The 12,759-nt window shown below is 43.4% G+C and carries 13 protein-coding genes and 1 riboswitch; of the genes, 7 read left to right on the top strand and 6 right to left on the bottom strand.

Annotated features, from left to right (window positions below; genetic code table 11):
* Positions 1-32 precede the first annotated feature (32 nt).
* The 5 genes from arsB to DESGI_RS24880 all read left to right on the top strand — a co-directional run bounded on the left by arsB (position 33) and on the right by DESGI_RS24880 (position 3,627).
* Entirely contained in the window at positions 33-1,097 is a 1,065-nt protein-coding gene (arsB, locus tag DESGI_RS19730; protein ID WP_006521556.1) for an ACR3 family arsenite efflux transporter, read from the top strand.
* Between the two features lie 56 nt (positions 1,098-1,153).
* A complete protein-coding gene (locus DESGI_RS19725; RefSeq protein ID WP_006521557.1) occupies positions 1,154-1,522 on the top strand; it encodes an ArsR/SmtB family transcription factor in 369 nt (122 codons plus the stop codon).
* A 39-nt stretch (positions 1,523-1,561) separates the two neighbouring features.
* Positions 1,562-2,278 carry a metallophosphoesterase family protein gene (locus tag DESGI_RS19720; RefSeq protein WP_006521558.1) on the top strand — a complete coding sequence of 239 codons (717 nt, stop codon included), beginning with the start codon at positions 1,562-1,564 and terminating at the stop codon, positions 2,276-2,278.
* A gap of 182 nt (positions 2,279-2,460) precedes the next feature.
* Complete coding sequence (locus tag DESGI_RS19715; RefSeq protein WP_006521559.1) at positions 2,461-3,252, top strand: arsenite methyltransferase; 792 nt, start codon at positions 2,461-2,463, stop codon at positions 3,250-3,252.
* 201 nt (positions 3,253-3,453) lie between these two features.
* Positions 3,454-3,627, top strand: a complete 174-nt coding sequence (locus DESGI_RS24880; protein WP_006521560.1) for a hypothetical protein — start codon at positions 3,454-3,456, stop codon at positions 3,625-3,627.
* A 260-nt stretch (positions 3,628-3,887) separates the two neighbouring features.
* Here DESGI_RS24880 and DESGI_RS19710 read toward each other — a convergent pair whose 3' ends face one another.
* Positions 3,888-5,222 carry a TrkH family potassium uptake protein gene (locus tag DESGI_RS19710; RefSeq protein ID WP_006521562.1) on the bottom strand — a complete coding sequence of 445 codons (1,335 nt, stop codon included), beginning with the start codon at positions 5,220-5,222 and terminating at the stop codon, positions 3,888-3,890.
* A 127-nt stretch (positions 5,223-5,349) separates the two neighbouring features.
* Entirely contained in the window at positions 5,350-6,003 is a 654-nt protein-coding gene (locus DESGI_RS19705) for a potassium channel family protein (protein WP_006521563.1), read from the bottom strand.
* 105 nt (positions 6,004-6,108) lie between these two features.
* Positions 6,109-6,238: riboswitch (cyclic di-AMP (ydaO/yuaA leader) on the bottom strand.
* Positions 6,239-6,430: 192 nt separating this feature from the next.
* Here DESGI_RS19705 and DESGI_RS19700 point away from each other — a divergent pair.
* On the top strand, positions 6,431-6,697 hold the full coding sequence (locus DESGI_RS19700; protein ID WP_006521564.1) for a TIGR04076 family protein: 267 nt from the start codon (positions 6,431-6,433) through the stop codon (positions 6,695-6,697).
* A 213-nt stretch (positions 6,698-6,910) separates the two neighbouring features.
* Here DESGI_RS19700 and DESGI_RS19695 read toward each other — a convergent pair whose 3' ends face one another.
* The 4 genes from DESGI_RS19695 to bioF all read right to left on the bottom strand — a co-directional run bounded on the left by DESGI_RS19695 (position 6,911) and on the right by bioF (position 11,313).
* A complete protein-coding gene (locus tag DESGI_RS19695; protein ID WP_006521565.1) occupies positions 6,911-7,585 on the bottom strand; it encodes a queuosine precursor transporter in 675 nt (224 codons plus the stop codon).
* 294 nt (positions 7,586-7,879) lie between these two features.
* Positions 7,880-9,259: an adenosylmethionine--8-amino-7-oxononanoate transaminase gene (gene bioA, locus DESGI_RS19690; protein ID WP_006521566.1), complete on the bottom strand. Its 1,380-nt coding sequence runs from the start codon at positions 9,257-9,259 to the stop codon at positions 7,880-7,882.
* 22 nt (positions 9,260-9,281) lie between these two features.
* Entirely contained in the window at positions 9,282-10,004 is a 723-nt protein-coding gene (bioD, locus tag DESGI_RS19685) for a dethiobiotin synthase (protein WP_006521567.1), read from the bottom strand.
* 142 nt (positions 10,005-10,146) lie between these two features.
* A complete protein-coding gene (gene bioF, locus DESGI_RS19680; protein ID WP_006521568.1) occupies positions 10,147-11,313 on the bottom strand; it encodes an 8-amino-7-oxononanoate synthase in 1,167 nt (388 codons plus the stop codon).
* A 542-nt stretch (positions 11,314-11,855) separates the two neighbouring features.
* Here bioF and DESGI_RS19675 point away from each other — a divergent pair.
* Complete coding sequence (locus tag DESGI_RS19675) at positions 11,856-12,755, top strand: glycosyltransferase family 2 protein (RefSeq protein ID WP_006521569.1); 900 nt, start codon at positions 11,856-11,858, stop codon at positions 12,753-12,755.
* The last annotated feature ends 4 nt before the right edge of the window (positions 12,756-12,759 follow it).

The following is a 12,759-nucleotide window of genomic DNA, read 5'->3' as shown; positions in this document are numbered from 1 at the left end:
ATATTTTAATTACATGGGGAGGCTAAAATGATATGCCCGATTCAGTAACTGGCAAATTAAATTTTCTAGACCGGTATTTAACCCTATGGATTTTCCTGGCGATGGCAGTGGGAGTGGCGGGCGGCTACATATACCCGCAAATAGCCGATTTCTGGGGAAGGTTCCAGGTGGGCACCACTAACATCCCCATTGCCATCGGCCTGATTATAATGATGTACCCGCCCCTGGCAAGGGTAAAGTATGAGGAAATCGGCAGAGTGTTTACCAACGTCAGGGTCATGGGACTCAGCCTGGTGCAGAACTGGATTATCGGCCCACTGTTGATGTTTTTTCTGGCCATATTTTTTTTGAGGGATTACCCGGAATATATGGTAGGTCTTATCCTCATCGGTCTGGCTCGCTGCATTGCGATGGTGATTGTGTGGAACGGACTGGCCAAAGGCGATTCCGAGTACGCCGCCGCTCTGGTGGCGTTAAACTCCATCTTCCAGGTGCTGTTCTTTACAGTCTACGCTTACCTGTTCATTACTTTGATGCCACGGTGGTTTGGACTGGAGTCCCTGGAAGTACACATTTCCATGGCGGAAGTGGCCAAGAGCGTATTTATTTACCTTGGCATACCCTTTTTAGCAGGCATTATTACCCGGTTTACCTTAATGCCGGTGAAGAGCAAGGAATGGTATGACAAACAGTTTATGCCTAAAATCGGACCTTTAACTTTAATCGCTTTGTTATTTACTATCCTGGTTATGTTCTCCTTGAAGGGTAATTATATCGTGGCCCTGCCGATGGATGTGGTTAGGATTGCCATACCGCTGGTCATATACTTCTTAATTATGTTTCTATTTTCGTTCTTTATGAGTAAAAAGATGGGGGTCAATTATGAACAGGCCACAACCCTTTCCTTTACTGCTGCCAGCAATAACTTCGAACTGGCCATCGCAGTGGCCGTGGCGGTGTTCGGCATCAATTCCGGCCAGGCTTTTGCCGCGGTAATCGGTCCGCTGATCGAAGTGCCCGTGATGATTTGGCTGGTCAACGTGGCCCTTTCTTTTAAACGGAAATATTTCCAACCCGGGGTGCTGCCGACCAGATAGGAAACATGTTAGCCGGGATGCGACGTTGCTCCCGGCTGTATATTTGGAGGAAAATAATGAAGGAAGTGCTGGATTTTTTAAAACTTTTAGCTGATGAAACACGGCTAAAAATTATCATGATGTTATCGCAACGGGATATGTGTGTCTGCGAAATCATGGATGAGCTCGCCATGTCTCAACCGGCCGTTTCCCACCACCTCAGGATTTTAAAGAAAAGCGGCATAGTACGTGATGACAAAGATGGCCGCTGGGTATTTTATTCTCTAAATCAAAAAGCCTTTGCCCGGGGATTTGTGTCCATCTATAATGACTTATTTGATCAAATACGTAACAACCTGGAAAACCGGCAGCTACACCGTGATTACGATGCCTGTTTACGCATTGAAAATGAAATGTACTCCTGCCTTAGGGCAAATAAAAAATAAATTGAGCTGGCCATGTGGCTGGCGGTAGGAGGATTAGCTATGCGGATAGCAGTATTTTCGGATATCCACGGCAACAAACATGCCATGGATGCGGTTTTGGCCGACATACCGGGTCGCGAACCGGACCTGGTGGTCTGTCTGGGCGACCTGGTGGGGTACGGGGCTTATCCCGATGCGGTGGTGCAGGCCATACGGGATAACGCCATAATAACCGTAATGGGCAATTATGACGATGCCATTGCTAACCGTCGTATGGTTTGCGGGTGCGATTATAAAGATGAAAAGGCCATGGAAGCAGGTGTTAAATCGATTTCCTGGACCATGGAAAACACCAGTGAAGCAAGTAAGGAATTCATGCTGAACCTGCCGGACAGGATCAGCAAAGAAATCGAGGGGCGCAGCGTATTGTTTGTACACGGCAGCCCGCGGCAATTAAACGAATACCTGTACGAGGACATTCCCGCCGGCGATCTGCTGCCCATGCTTCAGGAAGCGGACGCCGACGTGCTGGTGTGCGGCCATACCCACTTGCCGTACCACCGGATTGTTGAAGGCCGGCACATTATTAACGCCGGCAGCGCTGGCAAGCCAAAACACGGAGATCCCCGGGCGGTGTATGTCCTTATTAACATCGGCCAAGATATCCAAGTGGATTTTGTTAAAGTCCCCTACGACTATGAGTCTGCCGCCAGGGCCGTGGAAAAGGCCGGCCTGCCTGGTGAATTTGCTGCCATTATCAGAACGGGAAAGGGCTAGCTGTTGCGGGATTATAAAACCCTTGTGGTATGACTGGGCGCATTTCGCCGGGAGCCCTTTGGCACCAAAATTTGCGTCTTTTTTTATTATACTGCATCTTTATATATGAAAGCCCTGTAGGTTTAAAAACTGCTTTTATCTATAAAAAATCTGTAGGCCATAAAAAATTGGAAGGTGATTTAATGAAAGACAAAGAAGATATCAGGGAATTTATACGTAAAAATTATGCAGAGGTTGCGATGAAAGGCTCCGGGGAAGGATGCTGCGGTGGGGGCTGCAGCTGTAGCAGTGTTCCGCTGGATGTCACTGCAACGTCCTTTAAAATAGGATATTCCAAGGATGATCTTTTAAATGTGCCATCTGAAGCCAACATGGGTTTGGGATGCGGCAATCCCATCGCCATAGCGGCTCTTAAAGAAGGGGAAACAGTCCTTGACCTTGGCTGCGGAGGAGGTTTTGATTGTTTCCTGGCCAGAAGGCAGGTGGGCGACAGCGGGTATGTCATAGGGGTTGATATGACACCCGATATGATTAAGCTAGCCAGAAAAAACGCCGAGCAAAGTGGATATGCCAATGTGGAATTCAGATTGGGGGAAATTGAGCATTTGCCTGCAGCCGATGCATCGGTGGATGTTATCATCTCAAATTGTGTAATCAACCTTTCCCTGGATAAAGAGCAGGTATTTAAAGAAGCTTTCAGGGTACTCAAGTCTGGTGGGCGTCTGTCAACATCTGACGTTGTTGCTACAGCGCCAATACCCCAAAATATTAAACAGGACCTGGCATTGATTGCCGGCTGTATTGGTGGCGCTGAATATATTGAAGACATCAAAACCATGCTGCAAAGCGCGGGCTTCAAGGATATTAAGATGACGCCTAAGTATAATAGTAAAGAGATTGTAAAGTCATGGGCACCAGACAAGCATATTGAAGACTTTGTTGCTTCTTATATAATTGAGGCGGTAAAGGAATAAAGAATGATAGCCTGAGGAATTAAAAATTCCGGCGGCGGCTTGGCTGGATCTATGCTGGGCATATGCTGGTCTCCTGAAAATAGCGTTAGGTAATTTTATCATCTGATGGTGCTGCTACAGGGCATGGTGGTCTATCCTGAATTAATCCTCATAGTCCTAAGAGGTTGTGGGGCAATAAATCTAAGGTAAGGTGGGGGGCTGGTGAAAAGTGCCAATAGTTACTGTTGGGTAATCCTCGGTCTTTTAACACTTTCCCAGTTGGCTATGTCCCTGGGCGCTTATGCCTGGGGCCCCCTGGCTCCGTTTTTGAGGGCGGAGTTTGATATAACCAGAGCCCAATTGGGCCTCATACAACCCAATTTGCATCAAGATTGACAGACAAAAACAATCAACATGAGATGTGAGTGTTTAATTGACAGTTTTTTATTTCGTCAATTATTATTTTTTTTCGTAAATGATTATTTATTGAGGGGTAGATCATGAATTATATATTAAATTACTTACTCGCCATATTGTTATCCATATTAGTAGTAAAAATTTTTATATCTATTGCTGCTAAATATGTAAAAATCGTGGAGCTTTTTCAATTTTTGTGGAAAAGAATAAACAAAGCAGATAGATAACATCTAGGTTTTTTAACCTATTAAAATTTTCTCCTCGGTATAGCGGATTTTAGGTTTAATACCTTTTTGAGCTAAGGCGAAGGCCATTGTTAGTGGTCCTAAGCGTCCTATGAACATCGTTATAATGATTATTAATTTACCCAAAGGTGATAAATCACCCGTTAAACCCATGGAAAGACCTACCGTACCAAAGGCGGAAGTGGCCTCGAATAGGATTTCCAGGAAGTCTCTCTGTGTGCTATGCTCTGTTATGGTCAGTAAAAAGGATGCCGTGATAATAACTCCCATAGATGCTATTATGACTGCCAGTGACCTTAGTATTATTTCAACAGTAACTGTTCTGTGAAAGACAGATATTTCGTTTCTGCCTCGAGTAATTGCAAAAAGGGATAAAATTAGAATTGCAAACGTATTTGTTTTAATACCCCCACCAGTGGAACCCGAAGATGCACCAATAAACATTAAAAAGATTATGAAAAGCTGAGATGCAGCTATCATTTGTCCAATTTCAATGGTATTAAAGCCTGCTGTTCTTGGCACAACTCCCTGAAAATAAGCAGCCCATAATCTTTGACTAAAGTTCAATTCTCCAAAGGTTTGAGAGTTAAAAGACTCCAGTATAAACACGACAACGAAACCTGCCACACTGAGTAGTCCGGAAGTTACCAGAACAATTTTAGAATTTAGTGATAGCTTTTGCCATTGACGTTTTACATAAAGATCCATGATTACGATAAAACCTATCCCACCTGTAATAAACAGAGCCGATATTACCAGGTTTACAACAGGGTCTCCTACGTAACGGGTCAAACTATCTGGCCACAGGGAAAAGCCTGCGTTATTAAAGGCGGAAACCGAATGAAACAATGCGTAATAAACGGCTTTGAATAACCCCATTTCACCATACCAGCGAACGGTAAGAATTATAGTTGCAACCGTTTCAAAAACCAGGGTAATGATCAGGATATTTAAACTCAGCTTTACCAGCCCGGCGGTTGAGATTGCATGAGTTGATTCTTGTATTAGCAGCCTTTGTTTTAAACCGATTTTTTTCCCCAACAAAACCGCGGTGGTCACACCAAAGATCATAAATCCTAATCCGCCAAGCTGTATTAAAATCATAATTATTATTTCACCAAATGAAGAATACTTGGTTCCCGTATCAAAAACAACAAGTCCTGTTACGCATACAGCGGAGGTTGCTGTAAATAATGAATCTAACAAACCCAGGCTGTTTCCGGAAGACGATGACACGGGGAGAGCCAAAAGAACCGTGCCAATTAATATAATTACAGCAAAACCCAGAATAATGAAGAGAGGAGGGTTAATCCTCTTTTTTATAACCAATGTTTATTCCTCCAATAAAACTATCGATTCCGATATATAATTTCGACAAGGCTGGTGTACAGTGTAAGGAAGCACAGGGTAGGAAGCAAGAGAACCGTCCCCATGCTTCCTGCATGCTTCCCGGAAACTATATATCTATAGTTTCAAATTTGCCCAATTTATCATTCCTACCTATAACGACCAAAATATCGCCCTCCAGCATGATATTACTGGCATTGGGAGAAATAATGACATCGGAACCTCTACGAATGGCTAATATGCTTATGCCATATTTTTGACGGGCACCTGATTTCTCAAGAGTTTTATTAATAAAACCCGGCGGCACTGCCATTTCCACCAGACTATATTCGGGTGATAGGACAATTTGATCCAAAATGTTTTTGGACACCAGGGCTTTGGCTATCCTTTCGCCCATATCCCGTTCCGGGAAAACCACCTTATCCGCTCCAACCCGTTCCAAAACCTTACCATGTATCTCAGTCTGGGCTTTAGCAACTACTTTTTTTACCCCCATTTCTTTTAACATAACCGTTACCAGTATACTTGCCTGTATTTCCCTTCCGATGGCAACAACTACTACATCAAAATTCCTGATGCCAAGTGATTTTAGGGTCTGCTCATCTAAGGTATCGGCTTTTACAGTATATGTTAGGTCTTCAGCCATACTATTGACCATTTCTTCATCAATATCAATACCCAGTACGTCATAACCCATTTTGGATAGAGTTTTAGCCACACTCGACCCGAATCTTCCAAGCCCTATAACTGCAAATTGTTTCATTAGAGATGCCCCCCTAAACTTAATTAGAGACAATAAAAAAGCTAACGGCATATGTGCCGTTAGCTTTTGCGGATGATCCCGTGGGATAAATCCTGTAAATATAACCCAACAGCACTTCAACGCTTACGAGGTTAGCTGACGGATGCGGGTCGAAGTGTAACCCTACCACATATTTGTGGATTAACCCCAAAAAATTGGTTTCCCCGTTTGATCAGGAATTCAGCGTTTGGTTATTAAATTTTTACAAATCAAATATTACTCCCATTTGGGTAAATATACAACTATTTTTAACGCTGATGCCGGGTGTTGAAAGTTGAAAATTTAACGTTGGTGCCTGGCCTGTGGGGCCAGTTTTCCAAATATAAAGGAAAATATGCATCTTTATAGAATTATCTGATAATTAACTTAACCAAGGAGGGTTTAAAATATGGCTCAATTGGAGTTGGAAGTGCAATCGGTTAAAGGGTATTGCTCGGCTGGATGCCAGGTAGGCCAAAAGTTTATCTTTAATGACCCTGTAATTACCCCGCAGGATAATGCTCCCCTTTGCCTTTATGCCTTATCAGCGATGTTCCCGTACCTTACGGCTGCTTGTAGAGAAACACCCGCTGATGATTGGATTAATCAAGTAAAAGTACTTCAGTGTCCTGATAATGAAAATACAGTTGTTTTTTCAATAAAAAGAGTCCCCTGATTAAAAAAAACGTTATACGTTGGCATATCAGTCAAAAAGTATAAGGGATTCCCCGGGTTGGGAATCCCTTTTTGCCGTCACAAATGCTTGTGTATACATGGTCAAAAATTTAACGCCGGAAAAGGCGGCGTAATGTATCGGTGAATAGCAAGGCAGCTTTTAATGGATAGAAACCTTGCAATAAGTAGCCTCCGGTATTGTTTCTGAGGAGGTTCATGCCAAGTCTTTAAAGGAGACTCTGAATGGACTGAAGTCAGTATCATCGTCGTAATAATCTACGGAATCTACTTTTTTAACAAACCCGACTACGGCATAGGTAAGGGGAGTGGCCAAAATTTCAAAAGCTGTCTTAAATACGTAATTTGATATAATCATATACATTAAAAGGTTGGCCGGTATAATTCCTGAAAAAGCTATGATCACAAATAAGACTGTGTCTACCCCCTGGCCCACCATTGTGGAGCCAATAGTTCTGGTCCAGAGAAACCGCCCTTTGGTGGCGATTTTCATTTTAGCCAGTATAAAGGCATTAATAAATTCACCGCACAGGTAGGCAATCAAACTCGCAACTACTATCCTTGGTGTTTGACCTAAAATTGCCATATAGGCATCTTGTTGATACCAATCGCTGGCGGCAGGCAGTATGCCAACCAGCCAGTAAATCAATGACATAATCATGCAGGCTAAAAACCCGGTCCAGACAACAATTCTGCTACGCTTATATCCATATACCTCAGTCAATATGTCTCCAAATATATAAGCTATTGGAAAAAGAATTGTAGCGCCGTCAAAATAAAAAGGTCCAACATGGGTTATTTTAACCGCCACAGTGTTTGAAACCAGCAAGATAGTGACAAACATAGCCATTAAAATGGGAAATAAGCGCAAAAAAACCGCCTCCTTGTTTTGTTAATCCGGGTGTCTGCGACCGGAAACCTTTTATTTAAAACTGCCTGTATATTACCACAGTATAAGCCACTCGTAAAGATAGACATGGTAAGACATGGGGACGTTTCATGTGTCTTGTGTGGGGGGCCAGACGAGGAGCAAAGATATCATGGAAAGTTTAATATAAGAAAAACAAACGTTCCCACGTCCTTTCACATCCTTCTAAGACAAGCGAAACGTCCCTTTGTCTCAATAAGACAGACGAAACGTCCCTCTGTCTCCCCCCCCCCATCTTTAGCAAAGAGTCTCCTCCTCTGTAACGTTTTTAATTGCAGCGTAAGTAATGTCTAAAACCTGTGTAAGTTCTGTCAAGCTCATGGAAAGAATGGGCATGAGTACCATAACATTGTCCAGCGGTCTGATAATTAAACCGTTTTTTCTAGCTTCCAGGACAATGCGGTGGGGGATATTGTATTTTACCGGAAATGGTTCTTTGGTGGCAGTGTTTTCCACGATTTCAATGCCTGCCATTAACCCCTTTTGACGTACATCACCAACGTGTTGTAGCTCTTTAAATCTTTTTAGACCTTCCGTGAATAAAGTAACTTTTCCCTGTAAAGTTTCAATTAATTTGTCCTTTTCGAATAGTTCCAGGTTGGCCAGGGCGGCGGCACAGGCCACTGGATTTCCGGTGTAGGTATGCCCGTGATAAAAGGTTTTACATTCGTATACTTCCCCCAGAAAAGCATTATATATTTCGTTGGTGGTCATAGTAGCTGCTAGGGGCAGGTAGCCGCCGGTAATTCCTTTGGCCAGACATATTATATCCGGGCTTACATTTTCGTGAGCACAGGCAAACATTTTCCCGGTACGCCCAAACCCTACAGCCACTTCATCGGCAATAAGCAAAACATTATATCGGTTGCAAAGTTCCCTTACTTTAGCTAAATAGCCATCCGGCGCAACAAGCATACCAGCCGCTCCTTGCACCACGGGTTCTATCACCACCCCGGCTATTTCATGGTGATGGCGGTCTAAAAGGGACTCCATCTCATTAACGCATTCCATTGAGCAATTTTCTTTACTTAAATTCAGGGGGCAGCGATAACAGTAGGGAGACGGTGCGCTTATAGTTTCAAATAACAACGACGCAAATATTTTATGGAATAGGTCAATGCCGCCAACGCTTACCGAACCGATAGTATCCCCGTGGTAAGCGTTTACTAAAGACACGAATTTACGCTTGTCCTTATCTTTTTCTTCTCCTTGTTGCTGCCAGTACTGGTAAGCTATCTTAAGCCCAATCTCCACTGCGGTGGATCCACTTTCGGAATAAAAAACCTTATTAAGTCCCTCTGGTGTTATTTCTACCAATTTACGAGCCAATAAAGTTGATGTTATATTGGCTTGGCCTAGCATTGTGCTGTGGGCCAGTTTGTCCAATTGTTCAATAATGGCCTGGTTAATTTCCCTTTTTCGGTGCCCGTGTACAGTAACCCACAGCGAGGAGATGCCATCCAGGTATTTGTTGCCCTCTACATCATAAAGATAGCTGCCTTCACCTTTTTCAATTATTAGCGGCCTTTCCTTTTGCCATTGGCGCATTTGGGTAAAAGGGTGCCAAACATATTGCTTATCCCATCGTTCTAATTGTTCTGGTTTATAATTCTTCACTGTAATCCTCCTAATTTAACTTTTAGTTAGTAAGCAGGCTAATAAACTTTTTCCAATTGATTCCTTCCCCAACCAGTTTAGTGACCTGGCCCGGGTTATATGTATCCACATCCAAATCGTTGTCATGAGGTATTATGCCGACTATAGGGACTTGGGCTAACTCTTCAATTAGATCAGGGTTTGTCTTTTCTACCGTGCCGGCCTCACTTTGCTTGAAATCGTTGATAATAATTCCAGCGACTCGAAGGCCACTTGATTTTGCGTATTCGACAGTTAGTAATGTATGATTAACCGTTCCCAGGCCAGGCCTAGCCACGATTAACACTGGTAAATCAAGCAATTTAGCCAAATCGGCCATTAGAAAACGGCCTGTAATAGGCACCATGATGCCGCCGGCACCTTCCACCAACATAAATTCATGTCTATTGCACAACTCCCGGTAAGCACGGCTGATTTTTTCCAATTCAATATTAATACCCGAAATTTCAGCCGCTAGGCGCGGTGCCATAGGTGGTTCCAGACAGTATGGGCTGACCAATTCCATAGGATCGGTAATTCCTGCTACCTGCATGGAATATAAGGCGTCAATGGAAATCCAGCCTTGTTCGGCTTTTTGACTGCCTGTTTGAAGTGGCTTCATAACTCCTACGTTAAGTCCTCTTTGTCTAAGATTTGCCGCCAGTCCGGCGGTAATGGCGGTTTTACCCACACCGGTGTCGGTTCCGGTGATAAAAAAACCATGCATGGTTTTCGCTCCTATCCATAAAGTAGTCTTAATGAAAAATGGCATCAGGCTGATGTTCATCTAGGTTGTGGAACGCCGCATGAGAAGATTTTGGTTGATAATTAGCTCTATAGCTGGTTCCCCAAAAACAATCCAAGAAATATTAGATAACGCCCAGTGTTTGGCCGGCCTGCGCAAAGGCGTGCAAGGCCGTGTCCAATTCTTCCCGGGTGTGCGTGGCCATCACTGTAACCCTTACTCTACTCGTACCTGGCGGCACTGTGGGCGGCCTAATTCCCGGGGTAAATACGCCCAGGGAAAAAAGTAATTGGGCCATTTGTATCGTCTTATTTGCATCACCTATTAATACAGGTATTATGGGTGATTCTTCGGATAGAATTGTAAAGCCCATTTGCGTTAATCCGGTTCTGAGGTAGAAAGCGTTATTATGTAGATTTTCCCGAATCCGGGGGTATTTTTGTAAAACCCTAAAAGCCTCTAATCCAGTGGCGATTACAGAAGGGGGAAGAGCAGTGGAGAAAATAAAGCTACGTGCTTTATTTCTAAGGTAATTAATTAAATCATGGGAGCCGGCGACATAGCCGCCTGTGCTCCCTATTGCCTTGCTTAAGGTACCCATTTGGATAGTAATTTTTCCTTCCAAACCGAAATGTTCCGCCGATCCGGCACCCCGGCGCCCCAATACTCCGGTCGCATGGGCATCGTCTACCATTAATACAGCGTTATATTTTTCTGCCAAATCTACTAAACGGGGTAACGGGGCCAGATCGCCGTCCATACTGAAAACCCCGTCAGTTACTATAAGACGCCGTCGGTAACCGGTAGACTTTTGTAATAATTTTTCAAGGACACCGGTGTTTTTATGGGGGTATATTCTGGTTTTTGCCCGGCTAAGCCGGCAGCCGTCAATGATGCTGGCATGATTTAACTCATCGCTGAAGATGATGTCCTCTTTTCCGGCCAGCGCGGTTATCGTTCCCATATTAGCCATGTAACCGCTATTAAAGACAATTGCTGATTCTGTATTTTTAAAGTGGGCAATGGTTTCCTCCAGTTCTTCATGGATCCTGAAATTGCCGCTGATTAAACGGGAACCCCCCGCACCTGTGCCCCAAATACTTATAGCATTCCTGGCGGCTGTTATTAAATCCGGGTGTTCAGTTAACCCCAGGTAATTATTAGACGATAATAAGATGCACTTTTTGCCGTTAACCATTGTGCGGGGGGCCTGGGATTCGACCATCGTTTTAAGGTCGCGGTAAATGCCGTATTGTTTGAGACTGGTTAACTCCTCTTTTATAAATTCCATATATGCTCCTTTTAAACTTCAATAAAAGCCTGCCTTCTGATTAGGTTCGTTTCATTGCCATTTCCTTATGGGATTGTTAACTGTATTAGTCTTTCAGGTTGACGATTAATTGATAATAAAAAGCCTTTAATAAATATTACCAAAGTACAAAGTAAATGTAAACCTAATTATTGATACTGGTTAACGTTAAGGGGAGACAGGGGGGCGTTTCGTGTGTCTTAGGTGGAAACGTTCTTGTTCCGCCCCACCACCTTTCCGTAATCGTTATTTCATTTCAAAGACAAACGAAAACTCCTATTATCTCGTCTTTGTGTCCCTTTGAATTCCCTCCCCCCAAGTCAAATGAAACTTTCCCGTCCACCACTGTTCCCCATCTGTTAAGACAAATGAAACAACCCCCAGTCTCGTCCCCTTATGTCTCACCATTGGATGAGACAAACGAAACGTCCCCCTGTCCTGCCCCCGGTTTTGTAACATCCTTGTTCATTTTAACGTATTATAACTCAGGCTGGTAATGAATCCCCGGGAGAGGCTTGCTTATTATGGAAGAATCTTTGATCAGTGTGGTAATTCCTACATATAAACGTCCACCGCCAATGGTGAAGAGAGCTTTGGAGAGTGTGATAAACCAATCCTACAAAAATATAGAAATAATAGTTGTAGATGATAGTCCGGCTGATTTTGCTGAACGGGGAGCGGTTGAAGCAACGATAAAAAGCTTGAATGATCGTCGCGTAAGCTATATTAAACATGAGCAAAACATGGGCGGCTGTGCGGCAAGAAACACGGGCATTGAGGCTTCCAGGGGGAAATTTATTGCCTTTTTGGATGATGACGATGAATGGTTGCCGGAAAAACTGCACAAGCAAATGGCTAAGATGACCGGTCCAAGTATTGGTATTGTATATTGTGGATATAAAATTTTTGATGCCACAACTCAAACCACCAGGTTGATTCCCGGGCAAAATTTGGTTGGCAGCGTTTTTGACGATTTAATATTAAGCAACTTTATCGGCTCAACTTCTTTTGTTTTGGTCAGGCGGGAGTGCTTTGAAGAATGCGGGCTGTTTGATACCGCTATGCGATCATCGCAAGACCACGATATGTGGCTGAGAATATCGCTTAAGTATCAGGTTAATTTTGTAGATGAGCCACTGGTTATTTATTATGCTCATGACGGAGAGAGAATTAGCACAAATCCTGAAAGTAAGCTTCAAGGTATACAGGCCATTAATAAAAAATATGAGGACTACTTAAATACCCACAGGAAGGCTAAAAGTGTACGGCTGATGATGCTCACTCCATTTTATCTTCTACTGGGTGATAGAAGAAAAACAATAGCAATATACTGGCAGTCCGTTAAGCTGGCCCCATTTGCGGTTAAGCGTAATCTTGCCTACTTGAAGTATATCGCCAAGTTTTTCTTTTCCGTAAAACATTGAAGGA

It is taken from the genome of Desulfoscipio gibsoniae DSM 7213, assembly GCF_000233715.2.
Classification (GTDB): Bacteria; Bacillota; Desulfotomaculia; order Desulfotomaculales; family Desulfallaceae; genus Sporotomaculum; species Sporotomaculum gibsoniae.
Note: the sequence above shows the minus strand (reverse complement) of the source record. Positions and strands in the feature narration are given on the sequence as shown.

Bases quoted from the DNA above. Each gene is read 5' to 3' on its own strand.
- DESGI_RS19705 (WP_006521563.1), bottom strand. From the start codon at position 6,003: ATGAAACAATTTGCAGTTATAGGGCTTGGAAGATTCGGGTCGAGTGTG.
- DESGI_RS19720 (WP_006521558.1), top strand. From the start codon at position 1,562: ATGCGGATAGCAGTATTTTCGGATATCCACGGCAACAAACATGCCATG.
- bioF (WP_006521568.1), bottom strand. From the start codon at position 11,313: ATGGAATTTATAAAAGAGGAGTTAACCAGTCTCAAACAATACGGCATT.
- DESGI_RS19725 (WP_006521557.1), top strand. From the start codon at position 1,154: ATGAAGGAAGTGCTGGATTTTTTAAAACTTTTAGCTGATGAAACACGG.
- DESGI_RS19675 (WP_006521569.1), top strand. From the start codon at position 11,856: ATGGAAGAATCTTTGATCAGTGTGGTAATTCCTACATATAAACGTCCA.
- DESGI_RS19715 (WP_006521559.1), top strand. From the start codon at position 2,461: ATGAAAGACAAAGAAGATATCAGGGAATTTATACGTAAAAATTATGCA.
- DESGI_RS19700 (WP_006521564.1), top strand. From the start codon at position 6,431: ATGGCTCAATTGGAGTTGGAAGTGCAATCGGTTAAAGGGTATTGCTCG.
- arsB (WP_006521556.1), top strand. From the start codon at position 33: ATGCCCGATTCAGTAACTGGCAAATTAAATTTTCTAGACCGGTATTTA.
- bioD (WP_006521567.1), bottom strand. From the start codon at position 10,004: ATGCATGGTTTTTTTATCACCGGAACCGACACCGGTGTGGGTAAAACC.